Genomic DNA, 16,589 nt, shown 5'->3' on the forward strand with positions numbered 1-16,589 from the left:
CACCGTCGTTCAGGCGGTGCAGATATGTGTTTACTCAGCCTTGGCGAGATGCGTTGCGGAGGCGTCACCGGTGCGGCTGTCGATATCGACGACCACGGAGAGGCCAGCCCTGAGATTGCCGGTATCGAGGGCTGCCGTGGGGATGGCGATGCGAACCGGCAGGCGCTGGATGACTTTGGTGAAGTTACCCGTCGCATTTTCAGGCGGCAGCAGCGAGAACACCGCGCCCGAAGCCGGCGAGATCGACTCGACGATGCCTTCGATCACATGGTCGTCGATCGCATCGACATGGATCGCCACCTTGGCGCCCGGCTTGATGCCTTCGACCTGCGTCTCCTTGAAGTTCGCGTCGATGTAAAGCTGCTCGACCGGAACCAGCGCGGCGAGCCGTTGTCCAGGTGAAACAAGATCACCATCCTGGACGGCGAGATTGCCGATCACGCCGTCATAAGGTGCCTTGAGAACGGTGAAGGAAAGATCACGCTCAGCCTTGTCGCGGGTCAGCTCGAGCGAACGGATTTGGCTTTCAGCCTCGGCCTTCTGAGCAGATACCACTGATATATTGGCCTGAGCGGTCAGGATCGCCGAGTCGGCACCGGCCAGATTGGCCTTCGCCTGATCCACGGCGATCTTTGCGTTGTCGAGCTCGGCGCGAATGCCGGCCTTCTTCGTCGCCAGGTCCTGCTGGCGGCTGAGCGTGATTTCGGCGCCGCGCAGCGTTGCCTGGAGCGCGGTCTGGGAGGCTTCCGCCTGCTTGACCGAAGCCTGCGCGGCCTCGATCTGCGCATCGAAGCGCTTCAGCGCGAGCTTCTGCGTGGCGATCTGGGCCTCGGCCTGTTCGGCGGCAATGCGGTAGTCGCCATTATCAAGCGTCACGAGAACGTCACCGGCCTTGACCTGCTGATTGGCAACGACATTGACCTTGGCGACATAGCCCATGACCTTCGGCGCGATATTGGTGATATTGCCCGCGATATAAGCATCGTCCGTCGAGATCATGAAGCGGCCGTCCACCCACCATGCGTGGCCGTACCAGGAGCCGGCGCCGATCGCGGCGAGCACCAAGGCGGACAGCACGAGGCGACGGCCAAGATTGCTCTTTTTCTTCGGTGTAGCTTGCTCGGCGGCCACGGATGCGGTGGCGGGCGCTTCCATCCTGATGGGCGTCTCGCTTTCGGCGGCGGCTTCCATGTTGTCATCGACCACATGAACAGTGGCGGTTTTGCTTGCTGATCTAGCCATATGAAGGATACTCTGCCTGGCAGCGGGTGTTAGTAATCGAACCGAACGGTTCAGTTCGAGTTGACATAATCGCTTTGATGGCCCATATCAAGGGGTAATCGAACCGATCGGTTCGAATAATATTAATTTAGGGAAAACATCCATCATGAGCGATATCGGCGAGGCCGCCGAAATCGAAGAGACGAAGAGACTGGACGGGCTTGGCGGCCGCCCGGCAGCAGGTGAAGATCCGGTCAAGCGCGAACAGATATTGGACGGCGCGATGCGCGTGTTCATGCGCATGGGCTTCGATGCATCGAGCATGAATGATATCACGCGCGAGGCGGGCGTCTCGAAGGGTACGCTCTACGTCTATTTCAAGAACAAGGAAGACCTGTTCGCTGCGATCATCCAGCGGAAGAAGTCGCTCGTTTTCGAAAAGCTGCGGGAGATTGTCGAGGCTGACAAGCCGGTGGCCGAGACGCTGCACGAATTCGGTGTTACGTTCGGTAGTCATCTCCTGTCTGATGATGCCATCCGGGGACAACGCATCGTGATCGGCGTCATCGACCGGATGCCGGAACTTGCCGACAGCTTTTTCAAGTTTGGCCCGAATACCGGGCCTGTCCTGCTCGCCAACTATCTTGCGCGGCAAGTGGAACTGGGCCGGCTGAAGCCGATCGACGATCCTATGTACGTGTCGCGCCAGCTTGGGGACCTCTGTATGGCGGGTCTCTACCGTCCACGCCTGTTCGGCGAGATGCAGCAGCCGCCGCCGCGCGAGAAGGTAGAGCGCAATGTCGAATGGGCGGTTCGGCTATTCCTCAATACCTACGGCACCGACAAGAGCTGAAAGCCAGCTTTTCCTTGACGCGCCAAGATGAATATGGCCTAAGGCTGCCCCAACAAAAGGGCGGCCTTTCGGCTGTTCCCATGCCCTTCCGAATGGATCACTTGATATGACTGCTTCCGGCGTCCGCGTCCGCATTGCACCTTCCCCGACTGGCGAGCCGCATGTCGGCACTGCCTATATCGCGCTTTTCAACTATCTCTTCGCGCTGAAACACGGCGGCGAATTCATCCTCCGCATCGAGGATACCGACGCCACGCGTTCGACGCCAGAATTCGAGCAGAAGGTGCTCGACGCGCTGAAATGGACCGGCCTGAAATGGAGCGAAGGCCCCGATGTCGGCGGACCCTATGGCCCGTATCGCCAGTCCGACCGCAAGCATATCTACGGCGAATATGTCGAGAAGATCGTGGCAGCCGGCCATGGTTTCCGCTGCTTCTGCACGCCCGAGCGTCTGGAAGAGATGCGCGCCGGCCAGCGTGCTGCCGGCAAGCAGCCGAAATATGACGGCCGCTGCCTCAACCTTTCCGCCCAGGAAGTGACGACCCGCATGGCAGCCGGCGAGCCCTCCGTCGTGCGCATGAAGATCCCGACCGAAGGCGCCTGCAAGTTCCATGACGGCGTCTATGGCGATGTGGAAATTCCGTGGGATTCCGTCGACATGCAGGTCCTGCTCAAGGCCGACGGCATGCCGACCTATCATATGGCGAACGTCGTCGACGATTACCTGATGAAGATCACCCATGTCGCGCGCGGCGAGGAATGGCTGGCATCGGTGCCGAAGCACATCCTGATCTATCAGTATCTCGGCCTCGAGCCGCCGGTGTTCATGCATCTTTCCCTGATGCGCAACGCCGACAAATCGAAGCTTTCGAAGCGCAAGAACCCGACCTCGATCTCTTACTATTCGGCGCTGGGCTACCTGCCGGAAGCGCTGATGAACTTCCTCGGCCTGTTCTTCATCCAGATTGCCGAAGGCGAGGAGATGATGACGATGGACGAGTTGGCGCAGAAGTTCGATCCGGACAATCTTTCCAAGGCCGGCGCGATCTTCGACGTGCAGAAGCTCGACTGGCTGAACGGCCGCTGGCTGCGCGAGAAGCTCTCTCCGGAAGAGTTCATCGCCCGCGTGTTCGAATGGGCGAGCGAGAATGCGCGCCTGACCGAGGGCCTCAAGCTCGCGCAGTCGCGTATCGGCAAGCTCGGTGAACTGCCGCCACTGACCGGTTTCCTGCTGGCATCCGACGTCGGCCTGACGCCCGCGTCCTTCGGCGGCATAAAGGCGCCGGCCGCTGAGACGCTCGAAGTGCTGGAAATCGTGCAGACCGATCTCGAAAAGATCCTCGAATGGAATGTCGAGACGATCGAGGCGGAACTGCGCGCCATCGCGGAGCGTACCGGCAAGAAACTCAAGGTGATCACCGCGCCGCTTTTCGTGGCAATGTCGGGCAGTTCACGCTCGCTGCCGCTCTTCGATTCCATGGCGCTGCTCGGCCGTTCGGTCGTGCGCCAGCGCCTCAAGGTCGCAGCACAGGTCGTCAAGACCATCGCTGCCGCCTGAGACTGAAAGAACTGAGATGACTGATAATACCAAGCAAGAAACCGCCCTTTCCTCCGACGCTGCGGAAGTCCGCGCCCAGAAGCTCGCGCTGCTGCGCGAGAAGGTCGGCGACGTCTATCCGGCGCATTTCCACCGCACCATCACCAATGCCGAACTTTCGAAGAAATACGAGGATCTCGCGCCCGATACCGAGACGCAGGACATCGTCACTGTCGCCGGCCGCGTCTATTCCTCGCGCAATTCAGGCATGTTCATGGATATCCATGACGCCTCGGGCAAGATCCAGATCTTCAGCCACAAGGACGTGACGCCGGAAGCGGCGCGCGACCTGCTTGATCTGATCGATATCGGCGACATCATCGGCGTAACCGGCGCCGTTCGCCGCACCAAGCGCGGTGAGCTGTCGATCAACGCGCATGAGATCACCATGCTCACCAAGTCGCTGCTGCCCATGCCCGAGAAGTGGCATGGCGTCTCCGACATCGAGATCCGCTACCGCAAGCGCCATCTCGACATCATGACCAATGAGGAGTCCAAGCTCCGTTTCCAGCAGCGCTCGAAGATCGTCTCCGGCATACGCCGCTTCATGGAAAAGGACGGCTTCATGGAAGTAGAGACGCCGATGCTCCACTCCGTCTATGGCGGCGCGACGGCCGAACCGTTCAAGACGCATCACAACACGCTGAAGCTCGACATGTATCTGCGCATCGCGCCTGAGCTTTATCTCAAGCGCACGCTGGTGTCGGGCCTCACCGACAAGGTGTTCGAGATCAACCGCAACTTCCGCAACGAAGGCGTCTCGACCCGGCACAATCCGGAATTCACCATGATGGAGTGCTACTGGGCCTACGCCGATTACGAGGACATCATGGACCTCGTCGAGCGGTTGTTCGCCGAGCTTGCCATGGCGATCCACGGCACGACGGAATTCCCGTTCGGCGACAAGGACATCTCCTTCAAGGGCCCGTTCAAGCGGGTGCCGATGCCCGATGCCGTCAAGGACGCGACCGGCATCGATTTCCTTGCGATCAAGACCGACGAGGAAGCCCGTGCTGCGGCAAAGGCCGCCGGCTTTGCGGTCGAGAAGGACTGGACCTGGGGCGAATGCCTTGCCTTCATCTTCGAGGAGAAGGTCGAGCACACGTTGATCCAGCCGAGCCATGTCACGCATTTCCCCAAGGACATCTCGCCCTTCGCCAAGGAAGTGCCGGGCGAGCCGCGGCTGGTCGAGCGCTTCGAGACCTATTGCAACGCCTGGGAACTGGGCAATGCATTCTCCGAACTCAACGACCCGATCGAGCAGCGTGCCCGCATGGTCGAGCAGCTCGAACAGGCGCATGCCCGTGGCGAGAAGGACAAGCAGCTCGACGACGAATTTCTCGATGCGATCGACCAGGGCATGCCCCCCGCCGGTGGCCTCGGCATCGGTGTCGATCGCCTGATCATGCTGCTGACGAATTCGCCGTCGATCCGCGACGTGATCCTGTTCCCGGCGCGCCGCAGCAAGGCTGACTAAGCCTGATTTGGACGGGTGAGGTTTGCCTCACCCGATTTTAATGCACAGCCTCTTCGATAGGCTTCGTATCGTGGGATGCGGGCTCTGCCTCGACATGCTTTTCGTCGATGGGCGTGGCCTCTTCGCTATGGTCCTCGGCTGCTGGCTCGATCGGCTCCTCTGCCACGGCGTGGCTCATGTCTTCCTTGGCCGGTTGCACATCGTGGCCGTCCGCCTTGACCTGATCGCTATGATCCTCAGTGGGCTTTTTTTCGCCACCTCCAAGGCCGACCATGCTGAGCATGCTGTCGAGGAACGATTGCTGGTTGACAGGCTTCTCGCCGTGGTCGGCAGACTTGGATTTCTTGTCCTTACCGTGATTTTTCTTCCTGGCGTTCTCGTCCTCGGGACCTTCCGGCCGCGTGCAGTCGGCCTTTTCCTCGACAGAACGCATGGCGGTCATCATGCCGCGAACTTCCTCGAAATCGACCACCACCTTGTCGCCGTAGAAGCGGCCCGCGTCGTTGACCGGGCCTTCATAGTAGCTCGCCATGGCTGGGGTCTTCATCTCGGGCAGGTTGCCTGGTTTCAGCGCGATCAGCACTTCGGCACCGATAGCGCGGCCGCGCATCCCGGCGCGCTTGTCAGGCCCGTGGGCATCGAGCACGCTGACATGGATGAGATCGACGGCATTCGTCTTGGCCAGCAGGCCGGCGATCCGGAGCGCCGTGCGCACGCGCTCAGGGCCGCTGGCGTTCTCCATGCGGATATATTTGCGAAGCCAGAGATGCTCGGTCGGCGTCTTCAGAACCATTGTCTGGACGTCGGTGCAAAGCCCGCCGGCCACGCTCTGCGATCGTTCGCCCAGCAGATCCTGGCCGCCGATATAAAGTGCCGCGCCGCCCGTGCCGCCGAGAAGGACAGTGATGCCGAGGGTAATGAAGAGGAGTTTCCGGAAGAGCCGGACTTTCGGACCGCGGATTTTCAAACTCATACCCCTGACGACGCTGAACAAGCACGATCGTAAGAGTTAACTATATCGAGTCACGCGTTTCGGAAGCTTTAACGCGATGTCTCGCGTCTATCTGCAGACGCGCACCTTCTTGACAACGACGCTGCCGCTGTAGCCGCTGACGGCAACCTTGCGCATCACGCAATTGGCGCCCGGGCGCTTTTGGTACCAGCCACGCTTGTTCCGCCCGGCCTCACTGTCGGCGGTCGTCACCACGATGGCGAATGTCATCAGTAAAAGAATGGACGCGAGCTTCTTCATTTTCCCCTCGGGCTGAAATCAGGCCGGTTCGTTGTTGGGTGAAATATTTAAGTTTTTCCGGGATTTCGCGCTGTTCCCATGGATACAGAGCCGAAAGTGCTTGATTTGGCGTCCCCTCTCGGCCAAAAGAGCGCAAAATCAATCGAAATCGTGAGGAAATCCATGAGCGGCGGGATCGACAGCCTGAAGAAGGAAACCAAGGACCTCATGAAGGCGCTCGGCGTCTCCAAGAAGAGCTATACCGACGGCACCATGCCGGCCCGTTCGGCAATTTCAGGCGAGGTGCTCGGCGAAATTCCCGAACATGACAAAAAGGACGCCAAGGCGGCCGTGGCGACCGCGCTGAAGGCGTTTGCCGCCTGGCGCCTGGTGCCGGCCCCGAAGCGCGGCGAACTGATCCGCCTGCTTGGCGAGGAGCTTCGCGCCAACAAGGCCGAACTCGGACGTCTGGTCTCGATCGAAGTCGGCAAGATCGTCTCGGAAGGATTGGGCGAAGTCCAGGAAATGATCGACATCTGCGATTTCGCCGTCGGTCTTTCCCGCCAGCTCACCGGCCTCACCATCGCCACCGAACGCGCCGACCATCGCATGATGGAGACCTGGCACCCGCTCGGCACCGTGCTGATCATTTCGGCCTTCAACTTCCCGGTCGCCGTCTGGTCGTGGAATGCGGCGCTGGCGCTCGTCGCCGGCAATGCCATTATCTGGAAACCTTCGGAGAAGGCGCCGCTCACCGCACTCGCTACCCAGGCGCTCTTCGAGCGCGCGGTCGAACGCTACAATAAGGATGGTGGCGCTGCGCCGGACGGCCTGTCGCAGGTGCTGATGGGTGACCGCAAGGTCGGCGAAGTGCTGGTCGATCATCCCGATGTGGCGCTCGTCTCGGCCACCGGTTCGACCCGCATGGGTCGCGAAGTCGGTCCGCGCGTTGCCGCCCGCTTCGGCCGTTCGATCCTTGAACTCGGCGGCAACAATGCCGCAATCGTGGCGCCGTCGGCCGATCTCGACCTGACGCTGCGCGGCGTCGCTTTCTCGGCCATGGGCACGGCCGGCCAGCGCTGCACATCGCTGCGCCGTCTGTTCGTGCATGAGAGCGTCTACGACGCGCTGGTGCCACGGCTGATCAAGGCCTACGGCTCGGTCAAGGTCGGCAATCCCTTGGAAACGGGCACGCTGGTCGGCCCGCTCATCGATAACGTCGCCTACAAGAGCATGCAGTCGGCGCTCGAAGCGGCAAAGGCTGCAGGCGGCAAGGTGCATGGCGGCGAAAAGGTCGAGATCGATGCTCCCGGCGACAGCGTCTATGTGCGCCCGGCCATCGTGGAGATGAAGAAGCAGGCCGGCCCGATGGTCGAAGAGACTTTCGCGCCGATCCTCTATGTCGTGAAGTACAGCGATTTCGACGCCGCACTCGCCGACCACAACGATGTGCCGCAGGGCCTGTCGTCCTCGATCTTCACCAACGACATGCGCGAGGCGGAGACCTTCATGTCGGCGCGTGGTTCGGATTGCGGCATCGCCAACGTCAATATCGGCCCGTCCGGTGCCGAAATCGGCGGCGCCTTCGGCGGCGAAAAGGAAACCGGCGGCGGCCGCGAATCCGGCTCGGACGCCTGGAAGGGCTACATGCGGCGTTCAACCAACACGATCAATTATGGCAGGACATTGCCGCTGGCCCAGGGCGTGAAATTCGACGTGGAGTGAGGATAATTTCCTGATTCAAAACGCCCTCGCGGTACCGCTGCGAGGGCGTTTTGTTTTCAATGACCCACATCGGCATGCTGCTCACGATTCCGAGCAACTGTCTGAGTGCATGTGGTCGGGCGGTATCGGCGTGAAGGTGAGATTTCGCCACGACCAGTTATAGGCCATGGCTTTGGGCTTCGTCTCCACGATTAACTCGGCGTGATATTCTGAGATTCCGCGCGAGATCAGAGTGAGCGGCGTCATGTCCAGCATTGAGATGACAAACGTTGAATTGCTGCGGACGCAGTATGGTGTATCTTGCGCAAGCGTGCCAGCGGCCGACGAGACTTGCGCGCCGTAGAACATGCTGATCGCCAGCATGATTGATGTTCCAAGCGAATATCCCGGTAGGAGCAGTGACGGATTTCGTCGCGCGCCGCGACGGCGCAAGATGATAAAGATGGCGACCATGAGGACCGCCGCCGCTATGAGAGCCGGCATCAGTATGGTTCCGGGGTAGCGCGAGAACAAGCGCGCCTCAAGAATTGTGAAAGGGATGATTAGCCCAGCTGCGAACCAGTAGACGGCTTCCGTGATCCTCGAACGCGCCTCGCTGGTTTTCACGAATGGGATCAGGCAAAGCCTGAGCATGCCCTCAACGAGAGGAAGCAGAATGACGAATGTGATTGCGATACCAATCGAGACTTGGAGAAATGAGTAGAACGGGTCGCTGCCGCCGTAACGCACCCGGACGTCATCGGCGATGAAGACCATCGCGATCGCGTAGATCAGCAAAGGCAGCGAAAGCAGCCACTTCCGGGGTACGACAAGCCACATGAGACAGTACGGGAGAAGAAGGCAAATAAGAAACCAGGGCAGCAGATCATATGTTTCTCGCATGCCTCTCCTCGCAAAATCGGGCCGGTGATGCCGGCCCGGTTTCGCCTGCATTCCTAGATTGAGAGGCAGAGATACTTCACTTCGATATAGTCCTCAATCCCGTATTTCGAACCTTCGCGGCCCTGGCCGGATTGCTTGATGCCGCCGAAGGGGGCGACTTCGGTGGAGATCAGGCCGGTATTGATGCCGACCATGCCGTATTCCAGCGCTTCCGCCACGCGGAAGACCTTGGATAGGTCCTTCGAATAGAAGTAGGAGGCGAGGCCGAATTCGGTGTTGTTGGCCATTTCGATCACCTGTTCCTCGGTGTCGAACTTGAAAAGTGGTGCAACGGGACCGAAGGTCTCTTCGCGGGCCACCAGCATTTCGGGCGTCACGCCGGTGAGGATCGTCGGCTGGAAGAACAGGCCGCCCCTGGCATCCGGCTTGCCGCCGACGGCGACCTTCGCGCCTTTTCCCACGGCGTCGGCGATGTGTTCCTCGACCTTGTCGACAGCGGCCTGGGTGATCAGCGGGCCGGCATTGACACCGGCTTCGAAGCCGTCGCCGACCTTCATCGCGCCGACCTTCTCGGCCAACTTTTTGGCGAAGGCGTCATAGACGCCGGACTGCACGTAGAGGCGGTTGGCGCAAACGCAGGTCTGGCCGTTGTTGCGGTATTTCGAGACCATCGCACCTTCGACCGCCGCGTCGAGGTCGGCATCGTCGAAGACGATGAAAGGCGCATTGCCGCCGAGCTCGAGGCCAAGCTTCATGATCTGGTCAGCGCCCTGGCGCATCAGGATCTTGCCGACATTGGTCGAGCCGGTGAAGGTGAGCTTGCGCACCTTGTCGTTCTCGGTGAATTCCTTGCCGATCGACGGCGAATCCTTCGAAAGTACGACGTTGAACACACCGGCGGGCAGGCCGGCACGCTCGGCGAGCAGTGCCAGCGACAGGGCCGAAAGCGGCGTCTCGGCTGCGGGCTTGGAGATCATCGCGCAGCCGGCGGCCACGGCCGGCGCGAATTTGCGGGCAAGCATGGCGTTGGGGAAGTTCCACGGCGTGATCGCCGCGACGACCCCGACTGGCTGCTTGATGACGATGATCCGCTTGTCCGGCTGGTGGCCGGGAATGGTGTCGCCATAGACGCGCTTGGCTTCCTCGCCGAACCATTCGACATAGGATGCACCGTAGAGCACTTCGCCCTTGGCCTCGGCCAGCGGCTTGCCCATTTCCATGGTCAGGATGGTGGCGAGGTCGTCGGCATTGGCGACCATCAAGTCGTAGAGCTTGCGAAGAATGGCGGCGCGCTCCTTGCCTGTTTTCTTCGCCCATTCCTTCTGCGCTTTGTAGGCGGCGTCGATCGCGCGGCTCGCCTCGGCGCGGTTCATGTCGGGCAGAACCGCGATCACGTCGCCGTTCGCCGGATTGGTCACATTGAAGGTCTTGCCGGTGTCGCTCGTGGCAACCCAGTCACCGGCTATCAATGCCTTGTCGGTGGCGAGGGATGGATCCTTCAGCTTGGAAAGCAGTGCATCTGAAATCGTCATGGATCAGGCCTCTTTGGCGCATTCGCGCAGTGTGTCTTCCAGGATATCCATCGCTTCGGCGAAGACATTGTCCTGGATGGTGATCGGCGACAGGAAGCGGATGACGTTGCCATAAACGCCGCAGGTCAGCAGGATGAGCCCCTTGTCGAGTGCCTTCTGGCGCACAGCATTGGCGAAATCCGCATTCGGTGTCTTGGTTCCCGGAACGTTGAATTCCACGGCATTCATGAAGCCGGGCCCCCGGATATCGGCGATCTGCGGTACTTCCGAAATCAGCGAATGCAGGCGCTGCTTCAGCCGATTGCCGAGCGACTCGGCGCGTTCGTTGAGGCCTTCTTCCTCGATCACGTCGAGCACGGCATTGCCCGCCGCGATGCCGATCGGGTTGCCGCCATAGGTTCCGCCGAGGCCGCCCGGGCCGGGTGCATCCATGATCTCGGCGCGGCCGGTGACCGCTGCGATCGGGAAGCCGCCGCCGAGGCCCTTGGCCATGGTGGTGATGTCGGCGACGACGCCGTAATGCTCCATGGCAAACAGCTTGCCGGTGCGGGCAAAGCCGGTCTGTACCTCGTCGGCGATCAACAGGATGCCGTGCTTGTCGGCGATCTCGCGAAGCTTGGTCATGAAGGCGCGCGGCACTTCATAGAAGCCGCCTTCGCCCTGCACCGGTTCGACGATGAAGGCTGCGACGCGGTTCGGATCGACATCGGCCTTGAACAGCTTGTCGAGAACTGCAAGCGAATCCTCGATCGTCTGGCCATGCATTTCGATGGGGAAGGGCACATGGAAGACATCGGGCATCATCGCGCCGAAGCCGGTCTTGTAGGGAACGACCTTGCCGGTCAGCGTCATGCCCATGAAGGTGCGGCCGTGGAAGGCGCCGGTAAACGCGATGATGGCGGAGCGGTTGGTCGCGGCGCGCGCGATCTTCACGGCATTTTCGACAGCTTCCGCGCCGGTTGTCACGAAGATCGTCTTCTTGGCGAAATTGCCCGGCACAGCCTTGTTGAGGCGTTCGGCCAGCGTCACGTAGTTCTCGTAGGGCACGACCTGATGGCAGGTATGGGTGAAGCGGTCGAGCTGGTCTTTTACCGCCGCGATCACCTTCGGATGGCGGTGGCCAGTGTTGACGACCGCGATGCCGGCCGCGAAATCGATATAGCGGCGGCCCTCGACATCCCAGAGTTCGGCATTCTCGGCCCGTTCGGCATAGACCTGGGTGGTGACGCCGACGCCGCGCGAGATCGCGTCGGTACGGCGGGCCGCGATGTCAGAATTCAACATGGAAGTCCCCTGAAATGAGTGTGACGGATGATCTGCCTGCTGGAGCGAAGAGCGCTCCTCCAGCGGCCTCGAAAATATTCTTTGCATTTTTTCTGTAGAGTTGCAATATGGCCGGAAGAAAATTCAAGGCCGCGAATTCGATATGGATGACCAGGTCCGCTACAAGATCGCCGAGGCCGCCCGCATGGCGGGCGTGTCGCCATCGACATTGCGATTGTGGGAGAGCCAGGGGCTCGTCGAGCCTGTTCGTACCGCATCCGGACAACGTCTTTATGAACCCGCCCATGTCGAACGGCTCAAGCGCATCAGTTGGCTGAGGACGGACAAGGGGCTCAATCCCGCGGCGATTCGCGAAAGCCTTTCAGTGGAAGGCTCTACGCCTGCCGTCATGGAGGTGAAGTCCGACGGGGCCGAGAAGACAATCGGCGCCCGTCTTCGTCATCTCAGGCGCGACGTGGGCTGCACGCTGGAAAAGGTGGCGGACAGGACCGGCATCACGGTCTCCCTGCTTTCGACCTTCGAGCGCACGTCGCAGGGTCTCTCGGTCAAGGCGCTGCACGATCTCGCCGATTTCTACGGCACGACGATGGCGGCGCTCACTGGCCAGGGCGAAAGCAGCGCAAGAGAATCTCTCGTGCGCAATGCCGAGTGGACCGCATGGCCGCCGACGTCATCCGGTGTCACCGTCCAGAACCTGACGACGGGCCGGCGCCAGATGGAATGCCATCGCTTCCAGCTCGCGCCGGGCGCGTCGAGCGAAGGCGCCTATAGCCACGATGGCGAGGAATTCATGCATGTGCTGGCCGGCCGGATCGAGATCATCCTCGACGGCGACCAGTTCTTCGAACTCCGGGAAGGCGATTCCTTCTATTTCGAAAGCCGGCGGCCGCATTCATGGCGCAACACACATGAAGGCGAGACGGTGCTGATCTGGATCAACACGCCACCGACATTTTGAGCCGTTCGTTTCTTTGGGGCAGATCAACTTCGGGCAAGCCAGGAATCGTAGCTGTCATGCAGGCCACATACAGGTGACGGCATGGAAGACTGGGACAAGATCATCGTGCTGCAATTGAAGGACCCGAAGCAGCAAACGCTTCCGGTCCGCGATGTGAAGGATGCCGCCCGGATTCTCCTCGGCAAATGGCCCCGAAAACAGGGCACGGGCTATCGTCAGGCTGTGCTGAGTTGTTCGGCGGCGCTCAAGGGCAGCGCGTCACAGGAAACCGCTCAATCCTCATTCATGGCCGCGGCCATGGAAGCGGCAATCCCGTTCGAGGTCAAGGACCGGTTCGAAACCGAGATCGCCGCGGTGTGTGACGCCATATTCCAGGAAGAGAGCACGGCGTTCGCGCTTGCCGCACCGCTCTCCGATCTGGATGGTCCTACGCTGCCTTTCTGGCAGAAACCTCTGCCAACTTCCGGCCGGTTGGCACGATGATGTCGGCGCCGCGTTAACGCGTTAACAAAGTGGTATCGAATAGCTTTCCCCGCACTATTCAGGCGCACTGATTGCCATCGATATGCCAGCTACTCCGGAAGATGAAATATGAACTGGGACGAGCTAAGCGTCTCTATATGATGGGTCGCTATCCACAATTCATCACTGCCGGACGAAATAACCAAGTCGAAGCCGACCCGGCGAATATGATTTGCGATAAGATCATCGAAATCGTCAATTCCAGTAAGGCCGCTTAGATCGATCAGGTCCTCCACCTTGCTAAAATCCATTATGCGATCTTTTCCGAAGCCGTCGGCGAAACAAAACGTATCGACACCATCGCCACCGATGAGCCGATCCTTGCCCGCTCCCCCGCTGAGACGGTTATCGCCGTCATTGCCTTCAAGGATATTGTTCAGCTCATTGCCGGTCAGATCGGAGTTGTAATGCCAGTTCAGCGTGGCGTTTTCGTAGCCGGCCCCAAGCGTCCAGTCAAAGAAGGTTACTACCGTATCGATTCCGCCGCCCGGCAGTTCTACGAATTGGCTTGCCTCGAAAGTGGGAAGATTGATGGGCGCGCCGGTGCTGACCCACTCGGAAGTTACTTTTAGAGTGTCGTCACCCTTGCCACCATAAAGCGTGCCGTCAAATTGCGATTCGCTCCATATCTCGAACCTGTCGTTGCCGCTGCCTAACTGAACGTCTCCCGTCATGGTGCCATAGTTTATGCAGGTATCTCTTCCGGCTCCACCAAGGAAGGCAAATTCACCAGCCGTGACGGTTGCCGAGTTTTCAAATCTGCTCTGCTCGTCTTTGCCGGTTCTCAGTTCGACCGCGTTTTCAAGCGCGGTTATCGTTCCGTTATAGCTATTGCGGACGCTTGCGGAATTGTTGGCCACAATGGCAGTGCCGTTCAGCGATACGATGTCGCCGCCTTCATTTCCGAACTCGGTGTCACGGCCATGCAGATCGACGACGTGTTGGGCTGCGGATATCGTACCGGTATTGTAGAAATGCGAACCCTTGCCAGCGAGGAGTAAGAAAGACGCATCAGCGCTTGCTTCGCCGCTGTTGACGAATGTCGTTCTTGCGCCCAGAATCTCGACCGAACCCGTTATCGTGGATTCAGTCCCTGCCATTATCCAATTATCGAATCCTGAGGAACGGATGGCGACCTGGCCGGCATCCGCAAGGATGTCACCATCGATATCGATTTTGTTTCTTCCAAAGCGGCGCGCTTCCAGCAGCACAACGTCATCGTCCGACGTAAGCTGGGCCTCGGGCAATAATGTCCATCTGGACTTCGAATCAAAAATGTCGAAGCCTTTGATATTGTCGCTATCATCGATTGTATATTTCATGAATTCTCCCTCGGCTTCCGCGCACAACTAAAGGGCGATCAGGGCGGAAGTCAACGGTCGATTTCATGGCGTAGCATGAAGGGGCAATCGCCCTACGCTGCCTTTCTGGCAGAAACGTCCGCCAACTTCCGGCCGGTTGGCACGATAATTCCGGCGGCACCTTCGAGCCAGCGATCCCTAAGTTCGAGGCCAAGAAAACGGTGCCGCTCGAACGGGCCGGGCATGACAAGCGTTGCTGTCCTTTCCTGGGAAAAGCCGAAGCGCTCGTAATAGGGCGCGTCGCCGACGAGCAGGATCGCGCCATGGCCACGCTTCGTGGCTTCGAGGATCGCCGCGCGCATCAATGCAGCACCCACACCCTTGCCTTCATGCGCGGCATCGACCGCGAGCGGGCCGAGCAGAAGTGCCGGCACGGCACGGCCACCGGGCGTCACGCCGGCCTGGATATCCCACAGGCGCACGGTGCCGATGACATGACCGGATGTGTCGCGAGCAACAAGCGCCAGCCCGTCGGCCGGAATGCGGCCACGGCGGATCGCCTCGGAAGACTTCCGGCGGCGATTCGGACCCATGGCGGCGTCGAGCAGGCGCTCGCGCGCGACCACGTCGCCGGGGTTCTCACGGTCGATCGCGAAGGCATTTTCATTTTTTGGTGCGAAGAGCGCACGAACAGAATCAAGAACAGCGGCCATCTTGGCCTCCCGTACCCAATACCGAGTCTCACGGTGATGCTAGGAATTGTGAATTTGCCGCCCCGGCTGGTTACGGGGCTGGCATTGCGTGACTTAAATCACGTAGGACTTCAGCGGCTCGAAACCATTGAAGGCAACCGCCGAATAGGTCGTCGTATAGGCGCCGGTGCCCTCGATCAGAACCTCGTCGCCGATCGTCAATGTGATCGGCAGCGGATACATGTTCTTCTCATAGAGCACGTCAGCCGAGTCGCAGGTCGGGCCGGCGAGCACGACGGGTTCCATCTCGTCGCCGTCACGCTCGGTGCGGATCGGGTAACGGATCGCCTCGTCCATGGTCTCGGCGAGGCCGCCGAACTTGCCGATGTCGAGGAACACCCAGCGATGGGCGTCATTGTCCGACTTCTTCGAGATCAGCACGACTTCCGTCTTGATGATACCGGCATTGCCGACCATGCCGCGGCCCGGCTCGATGATGGTCTCCGGAATGTTGTTGCCGAAGTGCTTCTTGAGCGAGGCGAAGATCGCGCGGCCATAGGCCTCGGAGGACGGGATGTCCTTGAGGTACTTGGTCGGGAAACCACCGCCCATATTGACCATCTTGAGCTCGATGCCCTGCTTGGCAAGCGACACGAACACGCGCTTGGCATCGGAGAGCGCCGAATCCCAGGCATCGACCTTGGTCATCTGCGAACCGACATGGAACGAGACGCCGTAGGAATTGAGGCCGAGTTGATGGGCATAGACGAGCACGTCGACGGCCATCTGCGGCACGCAGCCGAACTTGCGGGAAAGCGGCCATTCAGCGCCTTCGCCATCGGTGAGCACGCGGCAGAACACCCGGGCGCCGGGGGCGGCACGGGCGATCTTCTCGACTTCCTCATGGCTGTCGACCGCGAAGAGATTGATGCCGAGTGCATGGGCACCGGCGACATCGCGCTCCTTCTTGATCGTGTTGCCGAAGGAGATGCGGGCAGGAGTCGCACCGGCGTCGAGCGCCATTTCGATTTCGGCCACGGAGGCGCAATCGAAGTTGGAACCCATGGAGGCAAGAAGCTTGAGGACTTCAGGCGCCGGGTTTGCCTTGACGGCATAGTAGATCATGCTGTCGGGCAGGGCATGACGGAACGCCTTGAAATTGTCCTTGACCACATCGAGATCGACCACGAGGCACGGGCCATCGGGACGTCGGGTGGCGAGAAAGTCGCGGATGCGCTGTGTCATGGCATTAACCCTTCCAAAGTCAAATCTCGGGCATTGCGTCAGCCGGGTTCAAACGGCGTGATCGCTAGC

General features: G+C 60.2%; 15 protein-coding genes. 6 read left to right on the plus strand and 9 right to left on the minus strand.

Annotation, left to right across the window (positions count from 1 at the left end; genetic code table 11):
* Positions 1-30: 30 nt before the first annotated feature.
* Entirely contained in the window at positions 31-1,242 is a 1,212-nt protein-coding gene (locus ACSQ26_RS27875) for an HlyD family secretion protein (RefSeq protein WP_436014751.1), read from the minus strand.
* Between the two features lie 145 nt (positions 1,243-1,387).
* Here ACSQ26_RS27875 and ACSQ26_RS27880 point away from each other — a divergent pair, with 145 nt between their 5' ends.
* The 3 genes from ACSQ26_RS27880 to lysS all read left to right on the plus strand — a co-directional run bounded on the left by ACSQ26_RS27880 (position 1,388) and on the right by lysS (position 5,148).
* Positions 1,388-2,074, plus strand: coding sequence for a TetR/AcrR family transcriptional regulator (locus ACSQ26_RS27880; protein WP_436014753.1), 687 nt, complete (start codon positions 1,388-1,390; stop codon positions 2,072-2,074).
* Between the two features lie 106 nt (positions 2,075-2,180).
* The gene (gltX, locus tag ACSQ26_RS27885; protein WP_436014755.1) at positions 2,181-3,632 is read left to right on the plus strand and encodes a glutamate--tRNA ligase; all 1,452 of its coding nucleotides are present in this window, start codon (positions 2,181-2,183) and stop codon (positions 3,630-3,632) included.
* Positions 3,633-3,648: 16 nt separating this feature from the next.
* Positions 3,649-5,148: a lysine--tRNA ligase gene (gene lysS, locus ACSQ26_RS27890; protein WP_436014757.1), complete on the plus strand. Its 1,500-nt coding sequence runs from the start codon at positions 3,649-3,651 to the stop codon at positions 5,146-5,148.
* Between the two features lie 37 nt (positions 5,149-5,185).
* On the opposite strand, the gene ACSQ26_RS27895 is transcribed toward lysS, so the two are convergent.
* Together ACSQ26_RS27895 and ACSQ26_RS27900 are read right to left on the minus strand one after the other, a co-directional pair.
* The gene (locus ACSQ26_RS27895) at positions 5,186-6,115 is read right to left on the minus strand and encodes a hypothetical protein (protein WP_436014759.1); all 930 of its coding nucleotides are present in this window, start codon (positions 6,113-6,115) and stop codon (positions 5,186-5,188) included.
* 93 nt (positions 6,116-6,208) lie between these two features.
* Positions 6,209-6,400 (minus strand): hypothetical protein, encoded by a 192-nt coding sequence (locus ACSQ26_RS27900; RefSeq protein ID WP_258158604.1) that lies wholly within the window; start codon positions 6,398-6,400, stop codon positions 6,209-6,211.
* A 162-nt stretch (positions 6,401-6,562) separates the two neighbouring features.
* On the opposite strand from ACSQ26_RS27900, the gene amaB reads away from it, so the two are divergent.
* Positions 6,563-8,104 (plus strand): L-piperidine-6-carboxylate dehydrogenase, encoded by a 1,542-nt coding sequence (amaB, locus tag ACSQ26_RS27905; RefSeq protein ID WP_436014761.1) that lies wholly within the window; start codon positions 6,563-6,565, stop codon positions 8,102-8,104.
* An 81-nt stretch (positions 8,105-8,185) separates the two neighbouring features.
* Here the strand turns inward: amaB and ACSQ26_RS27910 are convergent, their stop codons facing one another.
* Genes ACSQ26_RS27910 through ACSQ26_RS27920 form a run of 3 tightly spaced genes read right to left on the minus strand, consistent with a single transcriptional unit; the run spans position 8,186 to position 11,802 of the window.
* Positions 8,186-8,986, minus strand: a complete 801-nt coding sequence (locus ACSQ26_RS27910; protein WP_436014763.1) for a hypothetical protein — start codon at positions 8,984-8,986, stop codon at positions 8,186-8,188.
* A gap of 53 nt (positions 8,987-9,039) precedes the next feature.
* Complete coding sequence (locus ACSQ26_RS27915; RefSeq protein ID WP_436014765.1) at positions 9,040-10,518, minus strand: NAD-dependent succinate-semialdehyde dehydrogenase; 1,479 nt, start codon at positions 10,516-10,518, stop codon at positions 9,040-9,042.
* Positions 10,519-10,521: 3 nt separating this feature from the next.
* Positions 10,522-11,802, minus strand: coding sequence for a 4-aminobutyrate--2-oxoglutarate transaminase (locus ACSQ26_RS27920; RefSeq protein WP_436014767.1), 1,281 nt, complete (start codon positions 11,800-11,802; stop codon positions 10,522-10,524).
* A gap of 142 nt (positions 11,803-11,944) precedes the next feature.
* Between ACSQ26_RS27920 and ACSQ26_RS27925 the strand changes: the two genes are divergently transcribed.
* Together ACSQ26_RS27925 and ACSQ26_RS27930 are read left to right on the plus strand one after the other, a co-directional pair.
* Positions 11,945-12,760 (plus strand): MerR family transcriptional regulator, encoded by an 816-nt coding sequence (locus ACSQ26_RS27925; RefSeq protein WP_436014769.1) that lies wholly within the window; start codon positions 11,945-11,947, stop codon positions 12,758-12,760.
* Between the two features lie 81 nt (positions 12,761-12,841).
* A complete protein-coding gene (locus ACSQ26_RS27930; RefSeq protein WP_436014771.1) occupies positions 12,842-13,243 on the plus strand; it encodes a DUF982 domain-containing protein in 402 nt (133 codons plus the stop codon).
* Between the two features lie 89 nt (positions 13,244-13,332).
* Here ACSQ26_RS27930 and ACSQ26_RS27935 read toward each other — a convergent pair whose 3' ends face one another.
* The 3 genes from ACSQ26_RS27935 to odc2 all read right to left on the minus strand — a co-directional run bounded on the left by ACSQ26_RS27935 (position 13,333) and on the right by odc2 (position 16,520).
* Positions 13,333-14,604 carry a hypothetical protein gene (locus ACSQ26_RS27935; protein ID WP_436014773.1) on the minus strand — a complete coding sequence of 424 codons (1,272 nt, stop codon included), beginning with the start codon at positions 14,602-14,604 and terminating at the stop codon, positions 13,333-13,335.
* 92 nt (positions 14,605-14,696) lie between these two features.
* Positions 14,697-15,296: a GNAT family N-acetyltransferase gene (locus tag ACSQ26_RS27940; protein ID WP_436014775.1), complete on the minus strand. Its 600-nt coding sequence runs from the start codon at positions 15,294-15,296 to the stop codon at positions 14,697-14,699.
* A gap of 93 nt (positions 15,297-15,389) precedes the next feature.
* Positions 15,390-16,520 (minus strand): ornithine/lysine decarboxylase, encoded by a 1,131-nt coding sequence (gene odc2 / locus ACSQ26_RS27945; protein ID WP_436014777.1) that lies wholly within the window; start codon positions 16,518-16,520, stop codon positions 15,390-15,392.
* Positions 16,521-16,589 lie beyond the last annotated feature (69 nt).

It is taken from the genome of Rhizobium sp. LjRoot254 (assembly GCF_964254105.1).
Lineage (GTDB): Bacteria > Pseudomonadota > Alphaproteobacteria > Rhizobiales > Rhizobiaceae > Rhizobium_E.